Origin of the sequence: Neorickettsia risticii str. Illinois (genome assembly GCF_000022525.1) — a bacterium.
Lineage (GTDB): Bacteria > Pseudomonadota > Alphaproteobacteria > Rickettsiales > Anaplasmataceae > Neorickettsia > Neorickettsia risticii.
In genome coordinates this window covers 90,884-112,833 of the sequence record NC_013009.1, presented here as the reverse complement: position 1 = coordinate 112,833, position 21,950 = coordinate 90,884, and the positions used below count along the sequence as shown (strand labels likewise).

General features: G+C 42.4%; 16 protein-coding genes. 2 read left to right on the top strand and 14 right to left on the bottom strand.

The genetic code is table 11. The features are described 5' to 3' along the window. Positions 1-74: 74 nt before the first annotated feature. Complete coding sequence (gene nadC / locus NRI_RS00515; protein ID WP_015816012.1) at positions 75-917, bottom strand: carboxylating nicotinate-nucleotide diphosphorylase; 843 nt, start codon at positions 915-917, stop codon at positions 75-77. Positions 918-1,164: 247 nt separating this feature from the next. Here nadC and NRI_RS00510 point away from each other — a divergent pair, with 247 nt between their 5' ends. Further along, a complete protein-coding gene (locus NRI_RS00510; RefSeq protein WP_041351377.1) occupies positions 1,165-2,394 on the top strand; it encodes a heme-copper oxidase family protein in 1,230 nt (409 codons plus the stop codon). Here the strand turns inward: NRI_RS00510 and NRI_RS00505 are convergent. Continuing rightward, positions 2,389-4,038: an Rne/Rng family ribonuclease gene (locus tag NRI_RS00505; protein WP_015816011.1), complete on the bottom strand. Its 1,650-nt coding sequence runs from the start codon at positions 4,036-4,038 to the stop codon at positions 2,389-2,391. The two genes, NRI_RS00510 and NRI_RS00505, sit on opposite strands and share 6 nt — an antisense overlap. Positions 4,039-4,363: 325 nt before the next feature. On the opposite strand from NRI_RS00505, the gene clpB reads away from it, so the two are divergent. Further along, positions 4,364-6,928, top strand: a complete 2,565-nt coding sequence (clpB, locus tag NRI_RS00500) for an ATP-dependent chaperone ClpB (protein ID WP_041351563.1) — start codon at positions 4,364-4,366, stop codon at positions 6,926-6,928. Between the two features lie 441 nt (positions 6,929-7,369). Here clpB and NRI_RS00495 read toward each other — a convergent pair whose 3' ends face one another. The 12 genes from NRI_RS00495 to NRI_RS00435 form a co-directional block, all read right to left on the bottom strand. Next, positions 7,370-8,278, bottom strand: a complete 909-nt coding sequence (locus tag NRI_RS00495) for a hypothetical protein (protein WP_015816008.1) — start codon at positions 8,276-8,278, stop codon at positions 7,370-7,372. A gap of 339 nt (positions 8,279-8,617) precedes the next feature. After that, entirely contained in the window at positions 8,618-9,358 is a 741-nt protein-coding gene (locus NRI_RS00490) for a hypothetical protein (protein WP_015816007.1), read from the bottom strand. A 317-nt stretch (positions 9,359-9,675) separates the two neighbouring features. After that, positions 9,676-9,924 carry a hypothetical protein gene (locus NRI_RS00485; RefSeq protein ID WP_041351375.1) on the bottom strand — a complete coding sequence of 83 codons (249 nt, stop codon included), beginning with the start codon at positions 9,922-9,924 and terminating at the stop codon, positions 9,676-9,678. 1,450 nt (positions 9,925-11,374) lie between these two features. Next, the gene (locus NRI_RS00480; RefSeq protein ID WP_015816003.1) at positions 11,375-12,280 is read right to left on the bottom strand and encodes a hypothetical protein; all 906 of its coding nucleotides are present in this window, start codon (positions 12,278-12,280) and stop codon (positions 11,375-11,377) included. A 277-nt stretch (positions 12,281-12,557) separates the two neighbouring features. Beyond that, positions 12,558-13,385 (bottom strand): hypothetical protein, encoded by an 828-nt coding sequence (locus NRI_RS00475; protein WP_015816002.1) that lies wholly within the window; start codon positions 13,383-13,385, stop codon positions 12,558-12,560. Positions 13,386-13,737: 352 nt separating this feature from the next. Continuing rightward, a complete protein-coding gene (locus NRI_RS00470) occupies positions 13,738-14,565 on the bottom strand; it encodes a hypothetical protein (protein ID WP_015816001.1) in 828 nt (275 codons plus the stop codon). 375 nt (positions 14,566-14,940) lie between these two features. Continuing rightward, entirely contained in the window at positions 14,941-15,741 is an 801-nt protein-coding gene (locus tag NRI_RS00465; RefSeq protein ID WP_015816000.1) for a hypothetical protein, read from the bottom strand. Positions 15,742-16,144: 403 nt separating this feature from the next. Continuing rightward, entirely contained in the window at positions 16,145-16,390 is a 246-nt protein-coding gene (locus NRI_RS00460) for a hypothetical protein (RefSeq protein ID WP_041351371.1), read from the bottom strand. Between the two features lie 427 nt (positions 16,391-16,817). Next, complete coding sequence (locus tag NRI_RS00455; protein WP_012779505.1) at positions 16,818-18,266, bottom strand: hypothetical protein; 1,449 nt, start codon at positions 18,264-18,266, stop codon at positions 16,818-16,820. Positions 18,267-18,696: 430 nt separating this feature from the next. After that, positions 18,697-19,740, bottom strand: coding sequence for a hypothetical protein (locus tag NRI_RS04055; protein ID WP_049751164.1), 1,044 nt, complete (start codon positions 19,738-19,740; stop codon positions 18,697-18,699). A gap of 360 nt (positions 19,741-20,100) precedes the next feature. Then, the gene (locus tag NRI_RS00440; RefSeq protein ID WP_012779486.1) at positions 20,101-20,436 is read right to left on the bottom strand and encodes a hypothetical protein; all 336 of its coding nucleotides are present in this window, start codon (positions 20,434-20,436) and stop codon (positions 20,101-20,103) included. Between the two features lie 455 nt (positions 20,437-20,891). Beyond that, positions 20,892-21,824: a hypothetical protein gene (locus NRI_RS00435; RefSeq protein WP_012779503.1), complete on the bottom strand. Its 933-nt coding sequence runs from the start codon at positions 21,822-21,824 to the stop codon at positions 20,892-20,894. Between the last annotated feature and the right edge of the window lie 126 nt (positions 21,825-21,950).

The following is a 21,950-nucleotide window of genomic DNA, read 5'->3' as shown; positions in this document are numbered from 1 at the left end:
AACTTCATAAATTTAAAGCAAGGTCCCCACCAAAAAAAATCCTCTAGTACACTCTAAGAGACATTCCGGGGATATCAGAGCCTTGTTTTTACATCGATACCGATGTCCGCGCTGACAATAGAATGCGTCAGCATTCCAACCGAAATAAAATCTACGCCTGTTTCAGCAATTTCTTTTACTGTAGCAAGCGTAACACCACCGGAAGCATCAATTTTCACACGCGATGAGGCAGTTCTTATATACGTAACACAATCAATGATTTCTCCAACCGACATGTTATCTAGAAGGATTGAGTCAACATCGACGGATAATGCTTCTTTTACCTGATCAAACGTGTCACACTCGACGGTGATATAAATATCCCCAAGAGACTTTTTCAATTTGTGTACAGCAGCAGTCATACCACCACAAATTGCTATATGATTATCTTTTAACAAGACGCGGTCATTTAGGGAGTTACGATAGCTTTCTCCTCCACCGACCTTAACAGCGTATCTTTCCACACAGCGCATACCTGGTGTAGTTTTCCGCGTATCACGTATTTTTGCTTTCGTGTGAGACACTGCGTCGACAAACTGCCTTGTTGCAGCTGCAACTGCACAACTCCTTTGAATAAAATTTAGAAACACACGTTCTATTCTAAGTAGGACATGTGCACTACCGCATCCGCGGATAATGCACTCTCCAGGAAGAACGCGATCGCCATCTTGCTTATTTAGAAAGTATTCTATCCCCGATTGACCAAAAATCACTTTTGCCAAGGGTTCCACACATGCTACCGTTTCCTTGCGTGCATTCACATCGAAAGACGCAACTAAATCACAGGGAAGTGTATTCTCAGTTGTTATATCACAACCAAAACCTAGATCCTCATTAAGCGCCAGTGTAATTATTTTCCCCAAAGCTTCGTAATCCATAGAAATAACGGCTAGCCATAGAGTCGAAGAGTATACAATAATTTCTGGGTGCTATGCTATCTTACTAACTCATCTAGAGCACTGAAAGTATTAAAAAAACTATTTGTGTCAGAAACTTACATCCAATTGTGAACAGTACACCTGTTCGCAAATCGGCCAAACTGAGTCTGTACCTTTTATTAAGGGAGATACCTTCCGTCTCATTGATTTCGGTGCTATACACAGAAGTTGTCCTTTTACATCTGTTATGAAGCAGAGATGGCTCTCTCTTGGTGTCCTTGCTTTGGGACTCTCGGGGATTTTCTCCCTATTTGTAGTCCTACTGAGGTTACCGTTCTTTATCGGTTTGGTACCAAATATTTTTGATGTTTCACTCGTTGTACATGTGACACTCGGAATCAACGCGTGGATGCTTGCTATCACAGCTGCCACTACAGCAGGAGACGGGTATTTCCAAAAATTCAGTTACAAGTTATGTCTGCTAGGAGTAATTTTTATTTTTCTTGCGGGCTTTATCCCGGGAACACACGCATTAAAAAACAACTACATCCCCTTCTTGAATAATTTACCTTATGCTTTAGGGATAGCCCTACTTTCATTTGGACTTTCTATAAGCGCCGTCAACACGCTGTGCACTAGAACAACAGGGGAATGCAAACGAATCACCGCGCTAATTTTTTTAATCTCGCAACTATGTATTTGTCTGGCATACGTGAGGATGCCAAGTGGCATCACGTTATATGACTTTTATGAGTATCTCTTCTGGGGAGGAGGACACATACTGCAGTTTGTGTTTTGTCAAATACTGATGCTGGTGTACGCAACACTCCTCGGCATAGGTACATCTGATAGAACCCTGCGGGGATTATCTCTATTTAACTTACTGGCTGTTTTGCCAACTCCAGTTTTATATTTCTTTTTCTCCCCTGATAGCGAAATCCTCATGCAGGTTTTTACTTATCACATGCGTATTTTAGGAAGTGTGGCACCAATGATTTTTATTTTTTACTTACTTTCTCTTCCAAAAAAAAGAATCAATTGGTCCAATATCGCTGCTTTTACTTTCTCAGCATGCCTTTTCATCTACGGTGGACTTCTAGGCTTTCTTATCAGAGAGAGCAATGTCGTTATTCCAGCTCACTACCATGGTTCAATCATTGGAATAACTCTTGCTTTCATGGCATTTGCCTACCATCTTACGAGAACATTATCTTCAAAACTTCCAATGTTGCAGCTCGCGACATATAGCATTGGGCAATTTGCACACATTACAGGCCTACTTCTTATGGGTGGATATGGTGCACTCAGAAAAAGCGCTGGAATGGTAGGAGAAAGTACTACGCTGTTCAAGACCATCTTCTTCTTCGGAGGCAGCTTGAGTATTTTATCCGGCGGACTGTTTGTAGTTCTGCTCACATCGACTCTTCTAAAGGATAAAAAAGGAACTGAGGCCCTTAAGTACGGAAACTCTTTATAGTCCTGCAAGCTTTTTTATCCAAGATGCAAGCCACGATCTTCTAGACTCCACTTCTACCACAGCACTCCCTTTTGTGACTGTCTTTTCATTTGACTGCTCCTCTACAGTGGTTACAACTTGGTCATCCCGTAATATCTGCACATCATCCTTTTCGTTAAAGGCAATTTCAAAGCCCTTTGCAAGCCCAAGTTTTTCATCAATCTTGAAAACTATGCTTCCTCCAACGACTTCTTCTGCCTGAGCTAGCATCTTGCGATAACCATTAAATATGGCTACAGCTAATTCAGGATTGGCAGTCACAGTAACCTCTTTACAGCGAGGTGCTGTATATATGGCTGAAAAAACCTTACGAACCTGATGTTCAAGCTTTAGCACTTTACCCTTACCCTCACAACAAGGACATTTCACAGTATGAGAGTCAAGAATGTTATGTTTAGTCCTCTGTTTAGAAAGCGCAATGAGTCCAAACTTATTAATCGGGGCAATCTGCACCCTTGACCGATATCTTTTGAAAGCATCCAGCAGCGCCCTTTCAACATTCAACATGTATTTGGAATTATTCATGTCAATGAAATCTATCACGACAATACCAGCAATCCCCCTAAGTTCGAGATGACGGACAATCTCACCCACTGCTTCCATATTCACCTTATAAGCAGTCTCCTCGATATTGCTTTCTTTTTTCATCCTCCCAGAATTTACATCCACTGCTGTGAGAGCTTCGGTAGTATTGATAACGATATAAGCACCGTTTCTCAGATAAATTGTTTCTTCATATAAACTCTCAACTTGGGGTTCAACCTTGTACTTATCAAACACAGGAAAAGTATCTGAATAGAGTGTGATGTTAGGATTTTCAAAGTGAAGAGAATTTTCTATGTAGTCCTTTGCCTCCTGGTAGACATCACTGTGATTAACAATGACCTCCCCCACACTCGCATCATACGAATCTCTCAAGAATTTCTTCACAAGATTAGCTTCACGGAAAACTAGTCTTGGCGCCTTGCTTTTATCATTCTGCGAAACTACTTTCTCCCACTCAGAGAGCAATGAACAGTAGTCTCCAAAAATATTTTTTTTATCGGCATCTGCACAATACGGCTTGAATACAACACCGTACTTCCTATTTGCCATTTCTTCCTCAACAAAATGCGTCAGCCTACTGACGGCTTGCTCGTCCACAATTTGCTTAGACAAGATTAAATCCTTCAGAAATGGCATTAGGACACAGTATCTACCTGGCAGTTTTACATATGCAGTCAAAGTAACATCCTTGGTCCTTCTCTTCTCCTTCGTAACTTGCACAAAAAGAACAAGTCCCTTTTTGATTACTTCGGTCGCATTGAAATGCTTGTATAAATTGATGTGCTTGCCCTCAGCTATCGCATTTGCCTTGACTTCTTCAAGCAGGTCAAAGTAGACTACTGGAATTTCAGAAAATGGCAAGAATCCATATTCACCAGGTAAATACTCAACAAAAGCGGCTTGGAGAGAATCGTCAACCTTAAAAACTATTCCCTGGTATATATTTCCCTTTTGCGGCAAACTGCTAGTATGCTCACAATCATACCCAACAAGAAGACCACTCCTGAGAATAGCAAGCCTGGTTTCACCTTCTCTTGAGTCTATCAGTATTTTCTTCAAGTAACTTCCTTTAAAACGCTAGACAACCCCTTCATTCTACCCAACCTATGTAGTTTCAGCAATCAATGAGGGAAAAGCTCATGCTGAAATATTAAAATGGAGAAGTAATAAGGCCCAGGAACGTATTTTCATTATAGGTGTACAACTAAACAAGCAAGTAGGTACTTTTGTCGAACTATTCGCCATACGGACAGAAGCTCCCTTCAAACATTACACATTAACTTCTAAATTACTGCGGTTGCTTACTCTAAACGCAACACTCATCATCCACTGATGAAAATGTCCAATTTATGCTTACATATACTGTGAGCTATCCACTATGAGCATGCGGTTCGACAAATTTACAGATAATTCAGCATCAATCATTCAAAGCGCGCAGCTAGATGCGGTAAGCATGGGGCACCAGACGCTTACATCGCTTCACATACTTAGAGCACTGCTGAAGAATACCAATGGTATTATCACCCAACTACTAGAACAATGTGGCGCAAATTTAGACGTGATTCTAAACAGCGTAGAACTGACACTGAGAAAGCTACCATCCGTAAGTGGCCAAGGCGCGGGACATATTCACCTAACGCCAGATGCAGCACAGACAATACAGACATCGATTGAAATAGCTGGAAGGTCACAAGACAGTTTCGTCACTGTAGAAAGACTCTTGCAAGGCGTAGCAGCAACAGAATCTGAAGCATCTAAAATTCTACAAGAACAAGGTGTAGACCCAGCAAAGTTGCAACAGGTCATTGATGCAAATAGGGGAAGTAGGAGGGCTGATTCTGCTAATGCAGAGAGTAACTTCAACGCGCTTAGACGCTACACAAAAGACCTAACGGAGATTGCACGCTCGGGAAAACTTGACCCCGTTATTGGAAGAGACGAAGAAATCCGGAGGGTAATGCAGGTCCTTTCAAGACGAACAAAGAATAATCCGGTACTCATTGGTAATCCAGGCGTGGGCAAAACAGCAATAGTTGAGGGTCTTGCAATGAGGATGATCGCAAAGGATGTTCCACAGAATTTGGCAAGCGCTTCTCTACTTTCACTTGACTTAGGTGCACTTATAGCAGGTTCGAAATATAGAGGTGAATTCGAGGAAAGGTTAAAATCAGTAATCAACGAACTTGCAGATTCTGGGGGCAGCGTCATTCTTTTTATAGATGAACTCCACACACTCGTAGGTGCAGGTGCAACAGAAGGTGCGATGGACGCCTCAAATTTACTAAAACCAGCACTCGCACGCGGGGAAATACACTGCGTAGGTGCGACCACACTGGACGAGTATAAGAAACACATAGAAAAAGATGCCGCACTAGCAAGGAGATTCCAGCCGATTTTCGTTGGACAACCTACGGAAGAGGATACTATTTCAATATTACGCGGCATAAAAGAGAAGTATGAAGTCCACCACGGAATAAGAATTGCTGATAGCGCAGTTGTCTCCGCTGCAGTTCTCTCAAATCGGTATATCACTGACAGATTCCTCCCAGATAAGGCAATAGACTTGATGGACGAGGCTGCAAGTAAGATCAGGATCGAATCTGACAGTAAACCTGAGGTAATAGATGAACTCGACAGGAAAATCGTACAACTAAAAATAGAAGCAGAAGCACTAAAAAAAGAAAAGGACGCTAACTCTGTCGGTAGATTGGAAAAAATAAAGCAGGATCTAGAAGGTCTTGAAAAAAAGCAAGCGGATCTCGAAAGCTCCTGGCAAGCTGAAAAGTCAAAGCTTAAGGAGATACAGAAATTAAAAGAGGAACTCAACGAAGCAAGGTATTCGCTGGAGATTGCACAGAGGAACGGCGACCTTGCAACTGCAGGAAAGATCCTATATGGCACCATTCCAGACTTGGAGAATAGATTGGCCAATGAAGAAAAACAAGTAGGCGGTACGCTCCTAAAACGCGAGGTCACAGAGGACGACATAGCAAACATCGTTGCTAAATGGACGGGGATTCCTGTTGAAAAAATGATGGGAAGTGAACAACAAAGACTTTTAAAGATAGAAGATGAACTGAAAAAACATGTCATAGGACAAGATGAAGCCGTAGAAGCAGTCAGCAGTGCGGTAAAACGCTCTAGAGCCGGAGTCCAAGACGCGAATCGTCCTCTTGGATCTTTCATGTTCTTAGGTTCTACGGGTGTTGGAAAAACAGAGCTTAGCAAGGCACTGGCAAAATTCCTGTTCGATGATGAAACAGCACTGCTTCGTATTGATATGTCCGAATATATGGAGAAACATGCCGTAGCGCGATTGATAGGTGCACCTCCTGGATATGTCGGATATGAGGAAGGTGGAATACTTACTGAAGCGGTAAGGCGGCGTCCATATCAAGTAATACTATTCGATGAAGTAGAAAAGGCACATCATGATGTGTTCAATATATTACTGCAAGTATTAGATGAGGGAAGACTAACTGATACCCAGGGTCATGTCGTTGATTTTAAAAATACTATATTAATCCTCACATCAAACTTGGGATCGGATGTTCTATCAGAAGTCACACAAATCACCGAGACTGAGAAAACAAGAATAATGGAGATAGTCAGACAATTCTTCCGTCCTGAGTTTTTGAACCGTCTTGATGAGATTCTTTTCTTCAATCGCTTGAGTAAGGGAAACATAGAGCAGATACTGGAGATTCAATTGCACAGACTACAAGAACGCATAAAAACCAAGAATCTCCACCTTTCCTTCACCAATGAAGCCAAGAATTGGATGTGTGAACAGGGATATCACCCGGTATATGGCGCTCGACCATTGAAACGCGTGATTCAGCAATACGTCCATAACCCACTAGCACAAGCAATCCTCTCGGGTAGCATCCCTGAGGATGGCAGAATCACATTTGATAAGATTGGTGATAAGTTAGAGATCCAATCTTAGCAAAACTGGATATGACCATTTAGTACACTGGGAAGGATGGGATTGGGCATGCATCTCGTATGCCCGCTACAATCCTGTCCTGCATTTTAACAAACCGAAATGACACAGCCAGGACGGATATAGGATACTTTCTACATACGAAAGCTTCCTTCTAAAACCAAAAGATCCCCTAGATCATCTAGCTACAATCCAACCAAAACCACTAAATTGGAACAGCGTTCTAATTAAACTCCCTCACTGTAGAGCTTTTTGCACGCGCTCCACCGCCCATAACTATGACACTTCTGAAAAAGTAGATCCTAAACTACACAAAATAGGAATAAGACGCATTCTCACAAATCACATCAAGCAATTTAAAAGACACACGGGAACTTCTCATACACAAAAACAGCTAATTCATCCTCTGGAAAATTCAGAGACATCATAGGTGCCCTATAAGCACTAATTCCTTAATGGAACTATTTCAGAATAAGATGGCTCGGCTTCAGCAAAGAGCTCCGGCACACACCGAATCTCCAGCGCACCCATCATTTCAGGACTGTTGAAAACAGCACAGTTGCACCAAATAGCAATAAAATGACTCTCAAACCCCGGACTAGGTACCAAAACACGAACTCTAGCATCCTCTAGAATAGCACCTGGTTGCCTTAGTTGATGCAGCCAGTCGTGGAGCCCTCTGGCCCACGCATTTGCCGCAACATACGCAGATGGCACAACAGGAGTAACGGGTGAATATCCAAACCGAGAAGGTCCCATCTCGAAGAATGATGGATCAGCCACTATACACAAGGTTCCTCTCTCGCCAGACGTTAGAATCTCTCCCTGGCTCTCCGTTGTAATATGTCCCAAAGATTCCCTGACAGCATGGGATAACCGTAAAGCCACGTTCTCCCCTTGAGGAATAAACGGATCCCATGGACTGAATTGATTTTCTCCAAGCAGCCCTTCCAGGGTAGAGGGATACTGAGCAGTAAGTTGGGCAGGATTTGCTAGTACAGAGACAGGTGCTCCGGCAAGCCTAGCAACAGCTGACGACACCCTACCAACCGGATCAATAAATGTGCACCTCTGCAGTTGAGCAAGAGTGCTCCACCTGATACCACCAAGTACAGCTACATCTGGAGTATATACCACAGTAGGCGGAACCGAAGAATCACCTGGTGCCGTCCGCGATTGCAGTTGTACATCCGACTCAGATGAGACAACTTTTTTCTCTCCCTTCAAACATCCACACAGAAGAATAGTTATCAGGATAGCAGCGGCCAGAACGACAAGCCCTATGAAAATAAACAGACATAACGTCTTTTCCCACTCCTCTTCTAGCACTAAGCCATGAAAGTAAGGTATCATAAAACAAAAGAAATAATCTAAATGCAATAAGCTCTGAAAACCGACCAGCAAATTACGATTTCCGAAAACCGAGAGACAGTATGCTAATAAATGAATTCAAGTACACTATGCTGTTCTCCAACACGTCGAGATATAGCAGAGAGAGCACACAGCGGCGCCACGTTCCCAAAAAGGGCTATACAAACGCTCCCCTACATCAGCACTACTATTGTGAATACGCATCTGCTTTCACGGCTTCATTGCTCAGAGCTACAACAATGTAACACGACAGGTGATATTTTAGCAGTTTTCTGAAAAAAGTAAACTATTCTATAAAAAAGTATGAAATAATTTGCTATTTCAGCGCTTTACATCCTCAATACATTGAATCGTTGTGCTGTTGTTAAATGCATGAGCAAGCATCTGAAACAAATTATTATCTCCGCAGCAAAATTTTATCTCCCTTAAATTAAGAGCATCAACCAAGCCTGCAGGACCAGCATATGACGCAGCAGCCAAAGCAAATCCCTCTACGAATGCTGCAACATAGGCATCAGACACTCTTCCCGGTGCTAGAGGTTGCATTGGAAAGGGAATGTATAATGTTGCTCCACTCGCTGCACCAGAGAATGCTCCCTGTACCGCTATAGTTGTAAAAACGTCCAGGAAAAACACCGAAAAACTATCTACCATAGTGGAAGATTGTTCATCAAAAAGAAGAGGCGACCGTACACGTATAAGATTATCTCCGAACTCATATTTCTCTTCTTGGGAACATTCTCTTGAGAGTGGTTCCAAAACGATGCTCCTCTCACTTGAAGGTTCTCTACTTCGCTTGCAAGGACCTGCAATTTTTTCTTGCGATATCGTACAACCACTTAATTTCCCAAGAAGAGAAATAGGAAAAGCTGATTGGAAGGATTGGACAACAATATTGCCTGGGACAGAAGGTAGATTTTCCACTGATGGTGTGGAAGTTCGCTTCCAAAAATTTCGACCTTTTGAGACAATCTTGTGCGAAAAGTAGAACACAACAATGGACAAAACAACCATTGATGCCAAAACAAGCACGAGAATGCCATTTTTATCAGGAGGAAACATAACCTATAACAACGAATATCAAGAAGCAGAATCCAACGTTGTCCTTTACGGCGCAACCCAAAATTACTCAAATATCCTCGTTACATGTTTAAAACGAATATATCGGAGAAGAGGTCGCGCAACCGTATGACTTTCCCTCCCGGTCGGACGCTTACATGTTTATTCTATCACATATGACAGCCCAATGGACTAGGTAAGGTAGTGTAATATAAAAAATCTCATTTCTCTCTTGTACCATAGATTAATTAATTTATACTTTTACCAGATTCACCGTGCTCGACTTGTTTACTTGCAGGAATTAATAATCCCTTGGTTGTCTACAAACGATTTTCCCGGCTTCCAGGACAAATGACCACTTCACGCACACCTAGAGCTTCAGCGAGGGTTTGTTCTTTTTTCCGTACAGTCTCTTGCACCACTTGTAAGAAGGCTTCCACAAAACAGTTTATGTAACTCGGACGAGGTGTCCCAGGACCCATAAGCGCGAGGTATAACCCTGCAGACTCTGGTTTATTAGGAAGAGACATTACCTCCTTAAACAGCACATAACCTTTTCTTAATTGCACACACTATTGCATCTTTACCGGATTCAGAGCAGAAGCTTTGTGACAACGACCGGGTAAAAACCAGTTGTACGACATGTACATTGAGTTTAAATGCTTAATAAACACCATGAGCCAACATATTGGCAAGAAAAGGTGAAGGTCCACCCTTGCAGACAGCTTGGCCAGATAACACTAAAGATTCGTATAGGATACTATTGGGTGTATTTTTTCTATACAGGTTACACTGAAATAACCCATTATCTGGCATAACAAAGAGCGCAAGAGCTTCATCATACGGTGTTGGAACACTTTCTCCCTAAAAATGCTCCACATCTTTGCGACTTATAACACATTCATCAATGGCAGATGTGCGTATTACAGTGCGATAAGCCACTTTTTCCACATGAGGTGCCTCAAGTGGTCGTCATGACCCGCAGGAGCATTTACAAGAGCAACAACTGCGTATGGGCTTGTACAGTAAGGCACGCCAACAAAAACAGGAGTATAAAAGCCATTACGGTAAAAATGCTTTTCCTACTTTGTCAAAATCCATATCAATTAGCTCAGATAAATATCTTTCTTTAACTCGACATATCCATCTTATCTTCCGCAAGATCATTACATAGCCTAACGGTTGCTATGTCCTACGTTGTGCTAACGTTCCCACCCTCAAATAGAATCAAGATCTCAGGACATGTCCCGTGAAACAGTGAAATAAGCTAGGAGAGAACTCTCCAGTAAGATATCCGCAAAAGTATACGTAGCTAACTTTATACACATCTACTCAAGCCCAAGACTGGAAACAGCACTCCTACCTGATTGTGGAGCAACGGGGAAATTAATATGCATATATCTGCCATAGGCTATACTACAGCAAGCTCATTCGAAATGGAAAAGAAAGCTCCACGGTAGCAATCAAAGTTTAGGCCCTATCGCAACGAATGCTATCGCTAATCCCTCAAATCAATTAACGGTTACATTGGGACTATATTTACTGATTCTTCAATATGGTTACGAGAGAAACATTACCACCTATACGTAAATTTTATAACATTTTTAAATTCACACAAGAGCAACAAATGACTAAGACTAATATAAATGGTTATTCTAGGGATTCTCATAGCACTGCGCTTCTGTTACGCTCAGGCAGAGAACGGTTTGGACCTACAAAGGTTCACCAAAACAGAAAAAATTAGCACTATGCAGCTAACTCACACTGATGACATTATGGTCGACCACTCTAGAAATATACCCACCAAAACACTTTTAAGTGCAGGACCTTCTTCTGTTCTATTGCTTAGAGCAACCTGGAAAACACATGCGCACCCGCTGTCACCCATTCTATAAAAAACATAACCAGCAGGAGTCGTGACATATAACACATTCCATAATTCAAAACCGAAAAATAAAACCATTGCTCAAATCTCCGAAATCTAATTCCTCCACTATTAACACATTCCTAATCACCGAATCATCGTGCAATACCAGATTGCAATTCAGCTTCTGCAGACGAGTAATAGCGTTTAAATTCACGGTCAAATGCTAATTCCAACATATCTCGCATAGCGAGACTTCCGCAACAAATCCTTATATCAGGTATCTTCAGGACATCGGATAGAGAGCGGTCAGTTCCATTCAAAAACTGCATTACTGCCATATGAAACGCATTCGCAAAAAAATTTACATATTGTTCTCTCTCCTTAGCAGTAAAATTTTCTACATCGTGCAAAAATGGGATGTACATATTCGTAGCTTTGAAGGGACTAGAATTATTATGAAATTCTGCTAACCTGAGGATCATGAGAAACTGCTTTTTGAGCGCCTTACACGCATGCAAGGACTCTTTCGGATCACAGGAGAGAGATATACGTGGTGGTGTGGCATGCAACAGAAAAACTTGCGAAGCGTAACTGGAAAATGAAATTGCTGAGAGAGCCGCGCCGTTCTGTAGTAAAGCGTTCATACTTACATAGCCGCGAAAAGGATTGCGCCCATAGATCTTCAAGCTCTTGTACATTACCCCGAAAATGCCTGATCCGTCATAAATCCTACGTGAAACAACTCTTCCATTTGGATCAACAACTATTGCTGTGTCTCCCCATATCGGAGCACCCAAGTCATCCTCGTCACGACCTAATAGATTCTTCGAAGATAGGTAGCACCCACCCATTCTGGGATAATTTACACTCAATAATCCAGCATTAACCTCTGTAAAAAATGACCGCGGCAGAGCAACCTTAACAGCCTCTTTTCTATGCCACAATGGAAGATTACAAACACATAACGCGAACAACAGCAGTAAGGAGAATAACGAAAACGCTGTACCTAGTAACAAAGCGGTCCACAAACGCCTTCCCAACATGCTGTCCTCCTTCATAAGTCCTACTTAAACAGAGAAACCATCCAGGTCCTCTATTGCAGGAACAGCATATACTTTTCAGATTAAAAAGAGGCTAATAACACGCAAACTGCAACTGAATCATGTGTCAAAAAGGTGAAGTTCACACACCTAGTTTAGGACTCACGCTTCTCAGGCAATGTGTAAATGCTATGCCACCACCACTTGGATGCTCTACCTTGCTAATACAGCGTCCATATTTGTTCGCTCTTATTGTTTGGCCAACACATTGGGTGCTATTACTTAAAAAAGCATTTCACCAGGTTTGTAGATTTTGGTCTTGCAACTCTTCCACTGTCCGGCGCACTGTTTCAGTACAAAGGGCGCGCAGCTCTTCACTACCACAACAAACCTTAATCTTTGCTCCAAATCGTCCGCGCACATTCGAAATAGCAGCCTCAGCTAAGCATCCAGCAAAATATTCGGCTTGCTCTTCCCTTGACATCACAGCACTGCGTGCGCTTGAAAACGGCAGATGCACCAAGACAGTGATCCCCCTACCAGATGGACTCCTATTCCTTCTCATATCATCAACACATTTGGCAACCCCTTCAGAAAACACGGCTTGCGCTACATTCATGAGAGTGTTACGCAGATCTATTTCTGAATTATCGTCGACAGCAGCACTATACAACTGACTACAAAAAATATGCGCAAGTGCCCAGTTCATTCCAGACCTAGTGCAACCTTCTGAACTGACAACAACTTCAGATTGAAGAGCTCTTTGCCTTACATCTTCCCCAACCACACGGCCAGCAATTCCAAGAGCCCTATAAAACACGGCTTTAGAACCTCTAATAGGGTATCTTCCAAAAGTGGGTACACCTAAAGTTGTATCCAGAATTATTACGTCACTGTCCCAGGTTGGTTCAGTTGCCCCAGCCGGACCTAAAAGTTCATCTGAACTAAAGAGAACACCTTCCACACCAGGAACTAAGTCGGTGACTTTCACATCTTCAAGAGTGGCGTCTACAGCTCGCCTAGCACGTGCCTTACATAACCAATAGAGCCCGGCTGCCAATGCTAACAACAGCAGGAAACCTACTACGCCACATGCTATCCAAATTTTCTCATTTGTTCCCATAACAGTTTTACCAAATCAACAGTAATAAAACCCATCACCACATGAGGGTCCTCATGTATTATTATAATTATTTAATTTTATTGTATTTAAAAAGTAAATAAATTTAGGAGATCTATGTGAATCTTCCCAACAGTATTAGGTCAAGAAGACTCTAACAACACGCAAATTGCAACTGAATCATGTGTCAAAAAGGTGAAGTTCACATACCTAATTTAGGACTCACGCTTCTCAGGCAATGTGTAAATGCTATGCCACCACCACTTGGATGCTGTACCTTGCTAATACAGCGTCCATATTTGTTCGCTCTTATTGTTTGGCCAAAACATTGGGTGCTATTAATTAAAAAAGCATTTCACCGAGTTTGTGCCTCTTCGCCTTGCAACTCTGCCATTGCTTCGTACGCTGCTTCAGCACAAACGGCTTGCAGCTCTTTACCACCGCAACAAACCTTAACCTTTACTCCCAATTGTTTGCACACATCCACAACAGGAATCCCAATCATGCATTTAGCAAAATATCTGGCTTGCTCTTCCCTTGACATCACAGCACTGTGTACACCTGAAAACGGCAGATGCACCAAGACAATGATCTCCCTACCAGCTGGAGTCCAATCCCTTCTCATATCTTCAATGCATCTGACAATCTCTTCAGAAAACAAGGCTTGCGCTGCACCCATGAGAGCGTTACGCACCGCTGTTCCTGGATCAGCGGTCACATCATGATCATGCAACCCACTAGGACAGACATGCACAAGTACACAGTTCATTCCAGAGCTAGTGAAACTTTCCGCACCGACAGAAACGCCCTGCGAAGCAATTTTTTGCTTTACACTCTGCTTAATCTCACGGCCAGCAACTCCAAGAGCCCTATACAATGGGCCTTGCTCACCTACAAAAGGGTAGGCTTCTGAAGAGAGTACAGATAAACTTGTATCCAGAATTACTACGTCACTATCCCAGGTTGGTTCAGTTGCCCCAGCCGGACCTAACAGTTCATCTGAACTAAAGAGAACACCTTCCACACCAGGAACTAAGCCAGTGATCTTTACCTCTTCAAGAGCGGCGTCTACAGGTTGCCTAGCAGCTACCTTACATAACCAATAGAGCCCGGCTGCCAATCCTAAAAACAGCAGGAAAGCTACTACACCACATGCTATCCAAATTTTCTCATTTGTTCCCATAACAGTTTTACCAAATCAACAGCAATAAAACCCATAATCCACGAGGGTCCTCATATATTATTATAATTAAGTTAATTTTATTGCGTCTGTAAAGTAAATAAATTTGGGAGATCTATGTGAACCCTCCCAACAGCATTAGGTTAAGAAGAGGCTAATAATACTCAAATCGCAACTAAATCACGTATTGAGAAGATAAGGCTCCCATACCTAAATTCGCGACTTACGGTCCCCACTCGATGTGTAAATTCCTACACCTTCAGGACTGCGATGATGCACTGGCAAGCGAGTGCATCACAGCCCAGATTTATTTTATTAGATTCATTATCTTAGCTAAAACACATGAACCGCTAGGTAGTTCTTAACCTCAATACCCTTTCATCGAGCTTGTGCATCTCTATTTACTCGGAACACCGCTTCAGCACAAATGCCCCGAGTTTCTTCATCACCACAACAAACCTTCACTCTTGCACCTAACCGTTCGCGCACAGCTGGAGTACCAATAACAGCAAAGCATTCAGCAAAAATCTTGGCTTGCCCATGCTTTGATACAACCTCACCGTGCGGTTCTGAAAACGGAACCTGAATCAAAATGGTAAGACCCCTATCTGCCTCTCTAGTATTTACTATCTCGTCAACATGTCTGAGAAGGCTGTAAGAAAAGAGGGACTGCGCTGCTTCACTTACAGCTTCATACACCTCATCCCGTGGGTCCGTGAACCCACTAGGATTATGCAACCCCGGAGGACAGACATGCACAAGAGACCACTTATATCCAGCGGAAGTACAACCTTTTGGACCGCAGACAAAGGAACTTCTACCAACGTTTTTCCGCACATCTTCGTCAATCTCACGACCAGCAATTCCAAGAACCCTATACAATTCGTTATCCTCGGAGTAACATTCGCGTCCAAGTGCACCTGAACTTGTATCCAGAATTACTACGTCACTATCCCAGGTTGGTTCAGTTGCCCCGGCCGGACCTAAAAGTTCATCTGAACTAAAGAGAACACCTTCCATACCAGGAACTAAGCCAGTGACTCTTACATCTTCAAGAGTGCTTTCTACAGCTCGCCTAGCACGTGCCTTACATAACCAATAGAGCCCGGCTGCCAATGCTAACAACAGCAGGAAACCTACTACGCCACATGCTATCCAAATTTTCTCATTTGTTCCCATAATGATTCCACACCACCAACGATAACCAGACTTACAGTCTGTTAAGTACTACATATACTATTATTTTTATAGCTATAAAGTAAATAACTTCAGAATTCTACAGGAGTTTTCCTAAATGTTTATTTAAAGAAATGTATTAGGCAATACATCCTAATTCCCATCATGGTACAGGAGATGATCCTCGCCCCAAAGAAAATTTGGTAATATAAGATTCTTAACTAAGCCGTATACAGAAAATAACGTTTGCATGCCTCAATCGTGTAACGTACCTGACATGATCACTACTTAGACGATCCTGATGAGCTAATGTATCCCGAATATTATTACAGCTGGATTAAGAAACCTCTGCCCATATAACAGAGACTGGACGTTCAAACCCTCTACGGGTATCAAATGTAGCTTTTTAGTCCGGCGAGAAAATACCCTCCTCGGTTGCTCTTTGGACATCAGGATGGGAACCCGAAAGCCACAGTGATAAGGAAGGAACGGCATGCTGAGTACGGCTTTTTTTTCTAGACTCTTCTAGCGAGGAAAAAAATTCCGCGCAGAACGCATGATCAGCTGCTTGCCCCAGCCCAATAAGCAAACCAAGAAATACTCCAACAGCAATGACAATACCAACAATTTCCGGAACAAACACTTTGGACATATCTACCTACCTGATGATGCTCAGTAGCACAATCTGCAAAATGCCTTAGATAAAGTTTATACTATTTAATGTAAAAAGTAAATTTAGAAAGCTTTATAAAAATCTGAGGCACTTGTTTTGAGGGTAGAAAACCCCCACGCCACCTTCTCTTACAGTAAACCTGAAATATAATCACTTTCTGTTCGGAAAGATTCAATAGCGTAGAAATCGCAACTAAGCCACATATGACAAACAATGGATTAGACGTGTGAGTGTTCACACGTCTAAGTTTGTTTTGCGCTCTTCCGACCTGTATGTAAAAGCTATGTTGCTATTACTAAGGTGCTAGAGCAGCGAGTTGATGCATCTTGGACTATATGGATTTCATTGGTTCATTGTTTTAACCAAAGCATGAAATATAAGATGACTCTCACTTAACACTGTTTAGTTAAGCTCCAGTGGTCCTTACACTCGCACTAGCTTGTTGATTCATCAGCTCAGCTAAAGCAGTATGTGTTTCTAGATCGCCGCAACAAATCCTAACCTCTTTAACGCCTAAAGCTTCAGGCAAAGAGCTATCACCAAACCTTTTAGAGGAAAGGTACAATGCTTCAACAAAACACTGCTGTTGAAGCAAACTTTTAGCACGCTTCTCCAGATGCGTCACCGGTATCATAACGGTTGAGTCATTAGACAAACCTTTCATGTCTCTTAATTTATCAAATATCACAACAAAGGTTTCAAAAAAAGCTCCAGTCAAGACCCGTTTGCACTCTTTCCTTTTAGAGGCCTCTTTTATGTCCGTAGAAGAAACATGTACAACACGTGCACTGTGATCACCACACCTCAAAATCCCCGAATCAAGAATCCCTTGCCCATTATTAATTTCTCCTTTCACGTACTTATCAACTGAAGTTTTAAAGATTCCAAGTGCCATATATAAATCTCTTGAAGCACCTTTTCCAACATACTTGTACTTCTTGAAGATTTCGTCAGCCATATCAATGATTACCACATCGCCCTTCCAGTTTGGTTTAGTTCCTTTAGCCGCACCTAACAGCCCATCTGAAGTCAAGACACAACCTTTTAAACCAGGTATTGAAATGTTAATACTAGTTTCTTCTCCTCTAAAAGAGGAAGATGGTAATCCTGGCAGTGTGGATAATTTTCCGCGTGCTGACCGATTGCTCAAACCCCTCTCTACATTTGCCACCACGTGCGCAGCATGTAATATACTTTTTCTTGCATTTTTTGCTGCGTTTCTTACGGCACGAGAAAATTTATTCCCCCGCTTTTGCCCTCCTTCATTTACCGACTGATCACTCCTATTTCCTGTTTGCTCTAATGTAGCGAATGACACATTCGTCGGAGTTCTCCTCACATGCACCTCTGGACGTATAGAGAACTGAAGTGGTTGCACTTGCGTCACTCTATCTACTGGCTCATTGATAGGGAATCGATTTGCATCAATGTCCCCACTAGCAGTATAAGCAGCATAAGGTGTATATCGGTTCGCTACTGAAACTGCTGGCGGAAAAGGTTGCTCCGGTTCAGAATCCACACCCCGATCTCTCTCATTGTCTGTTTGCACTGATGAAACCAATGATGAATTGCTTGAAATTCTCCCTGCATTCATCCTAGAGTTCATAGGAAAGCGGAGTGGTTGTGCTTGCCTCACTCTATCTACTGGCTCATTAATATGGAATTGATTTGCACTGATCTCCTTGTTTATAGGAGTGTAAGTTTTTCTGTCCTGTTCTCCTTTTTGTTCCTGAGTTCTTTCCAAAACAGCTTTTTTCTCAGCACGTTTTCCAAGCACTATGCAGAGTGTAACTACCAACACCGTAAAAAGTGCTATGCTTCCGGCTATGATACCTATTTTAACATTTAATCTCATATTGTAGCGTTATACCAATTTATGTTGATTATAGAATAATCAAAGCACAACTCCAAGATGTAATAAATGACGATTGCAACGCTCAATACGCGAATAAACTCAGAAGGATTTACAGGAATTTTCCTAAGACATTCATTGAATAGAGGGAGATAAGAAAACTCATATTACTTTCTCACACAGCGAACCTGAAACATAACACTCATATTGAGAAAGATTCAGAACTGTAACTGAACCGTACACTGAAACGAACGAAACCTAGACACAGAGATTCACATGTCTATGCTTATCACCTGGCCTTTTAACTGAATACGTAAACACCATGCCGCCCACCGAGGTGCCACATCAATAAGTTGGTATATCACGTCCGTCTATTGGTTTATTATTTCAATGAAAATATGAGATATCGGACAACTCTTGTCCGGGAACTATTTCAGCAAGATGGCGAACCTAGGCTTGCAGCAGCTTGTCGCTCTATTTCTTCAGCTAAAGCACGTTGTATCTCACCATTGTTGCAACAAATTCTAACCTGCTGTACACCCAAAAGTTCAGCCAAATTATCCCCGCCAACAGCCTCTGCAGCACGGAGCATGGCAGAAGCAAAAGCACGTATATACTCACCTTCCTCAATACTGTCCGCGCATGCAACCCAACCCACCGGCAGTATGAGAGTAGCACCAGCAGTACCTTCCATATTTCTGGCTTTGATGAACGACTCATATAATAATTGACTAAGTAAATCAGCCAGAATAGACTCAGCTGGGGTGTCGCTATCACGATGTTGTTTCATGTCTGGAGAACGTGCATGCACAATACGTGCACTCCAGCCTGGACCTGCAAAACGACGTGGATTCTCTACCACACGCGATGCACGCACACAGGCCGACAACCCAGGAGGAAGGACAGCGCCATATACACGGAGAGCCGAGTATACTTGAGCCGAGGAACCAGCTCCAACATAGCGACACGTTCGGAAAATGCTCCTGCCTGGAAGAAGAATTATCATGCTACCACGCCAGCCGGGCTCTTCTGCTCCAGCTTCTGCACATAGAATTCCCTCTGAGGCTAAAACACAACCTCTCACACCAGGCATTGGAACAGCTGGCGTAGCAATTTGTGCCCCTCCGAGAACTAAGGATGGAGGTACTCTTGGTTCCGCTACAGTAGCTTGCACACCTCTAGTAACACGGCATACCGAGGTTTGGGTCTGCACATCTACACCAACACACTGTGCTGAGGTTTGGATTTGTGCATCTACACCAACACGCTTTGGCTCCCCAGACGCTAATGGTTCGGTTTGTACACATCTACTAACTCCTCTTTGCGCACGCATAAACTGACTGCTCTCATACAGCCCACGAATTGCATCTCGTTCGGTACGCATCTTGTATAGCTTGTAAAGCGTAACTGCCAATGCTAGTAGCAGCAGGAAAATCACTACTCCACAAACCACAAAAATTGTTTTATTCGTCTTCACACAAGCTTCTCCTAATTAAGGCAATGAACGAAAGCATGATCCATGAAACATCAAGTTTACTATAATTTAATATAAAAAGTAAATTTGTTAGGTATTTTATGAAGATCCAAGAGCCTAATTTTAAAACCCCAACTCTCTTTATTTAGTAAACTCGAAAAGCAACTCTCACCTGAGCAGCACTGTCAAGGCATCTTTACCTTTTTGTCAGGGCAGAAATATACACTTTGTTCAGCACCAAAGTGCAAAACTTCTGCAGATCAGCAATCTGGGAATATATCCGAACCAGAATAAAATCGCCAGCCCACGCTTCGATGATGTACTCAATCTTCCACTCTTATTTCTTTAGAGAAAAGTAGGAAACTATGATAGAGCCAGATCTTTTGAACCTACCTGGGATACAGAAAGACCACTCATACCTTCTGGTAAATCTTCTTCTTCGGGCTGTACATCTTCCTGCGCATCTCCTTCTTTGGGCCGTACACACGCGATACATGAATCTACAGACTGCTCTACAGCAGATACAATCCTCTGTCCAGTACGTAAAGTCGCAGTGTATATAGCGAGTCCCAGAACTCCAATCATCCAAATAACTACACCGAGAAACACTAGTCCCAGTATCGCCATAAAAATGTACATGTATACCGCATATGCGACATGTAAAGAATTTTCCGGATCAAGACCTGGAAATCCAAACATACACTCCTCCCTACTCTATTGTAACCGGGAACCTAGCTCCCAAAACAATATAGAATATATCATGATTTATATGTAAAAACAAGTAAAATCTATAATGATTTTAATATAAAAATAAATTTAAAAACTATTAGTTAAGGAATGAAACCATCATTTCAAAGATACAGACAGGAAAACCAACCTTTTTCTACTGCGAACTTGAAACTTAGCAGCCCCTATATTTAGAAAGACCTCTGACACAGGAGTTAAAATTGAACTGTATTTTTAGAGACAAAGTTCAGAGGTACGGTCATTCTTATACCTCCGAACTCGCGACTCACGCTCTTGCACCCAATATAGAAGCACTATGCCTTCATATACTTAGATGCTAGGACTGACACCACGGTCTATATCCGTGCTAGTTGGATCGCCATTTCCCACAAAACACAAGATATTGGATAGTTACCTTAGGTGCTATCTTATCGAGCTGGTGAATCTGGGGTTTTACCAGCTTCTTGGTCCATTTTTTGCCTTACTTTATCCATTGCTTCAGCTAAAGCAAGTTGTGTCTCTCTATCACCACAACAAACCACTACTTGTATCCCTCTACTCAATAGTAGAGCTCTGAATTGCCCACAAAAAGCAATCCGAAACCCATTAGCAAAAGCACCTATAGCAGCAGATTGTGACACATTTCCAGGATATATTTCTGGACCTAGAAACGGAATTAAAAGAGTAAAACTATCAAAATCTCCTGGCTTAGAAGACAGAACAGACATACACACTCTCCTAAGCGCCCAGAGACAAGCCTCCTGCACATCATCCTCAGGTGGATCATCAGTGATCCTACCAAAGAAAACACCTCTTTCAAGATGCACAACACACGCTCGCCAACCAGGGCCTTCACAAATCATCCCACTGTCAAAAGCCGAACCCCCCGCGGAAAGATATCCTCTCACACCATCACTGACCGGGTCGCCAAAGATTCCAAGAGCCCTGTATAAAGCATTTGAAGCTTCCTCACCAGTGTAGCGGCCTTCCCTAAACGGGCCTTCAGTGAAATCAACAAGTATCACATTACCACTCCAGTTGGGCTCACCTTCACTATTTAAAATCCCCTCTGGAGACAAGACACAGCTTTCCATACCGGAAACTGGGATATTTCGTGGTCCAAGTTCTGTATCTTCAAGACGAAAAAGTGGAGATTCTGCCCGTGGTGGAAGTGGAGATTCTGCGCGTGGTGGAAGTGGAGACTCATCTACCGGTGGAAGCTCTTCCTCATCCTGAACTCCTTCTAAAGCAGCTTTTCGAGCAGCATGCATCTTACACAACCAGTAGAGTAAGGCTGCTAATCCTAGTAGCAGTACCGCAACTCCACAAACTATAAGTGTTATTTTAATGTCCTCTCTCACACTAGTAGCCCAACTGACAAATCGCAACTAATAAAACAGTCTATTAGTTGCTATAGATAAAGTTCATAGTATCTAGTGTATAAAAATTTATAAAGATCTACAAAGTAGACTTGAAAAAGGTGCAGT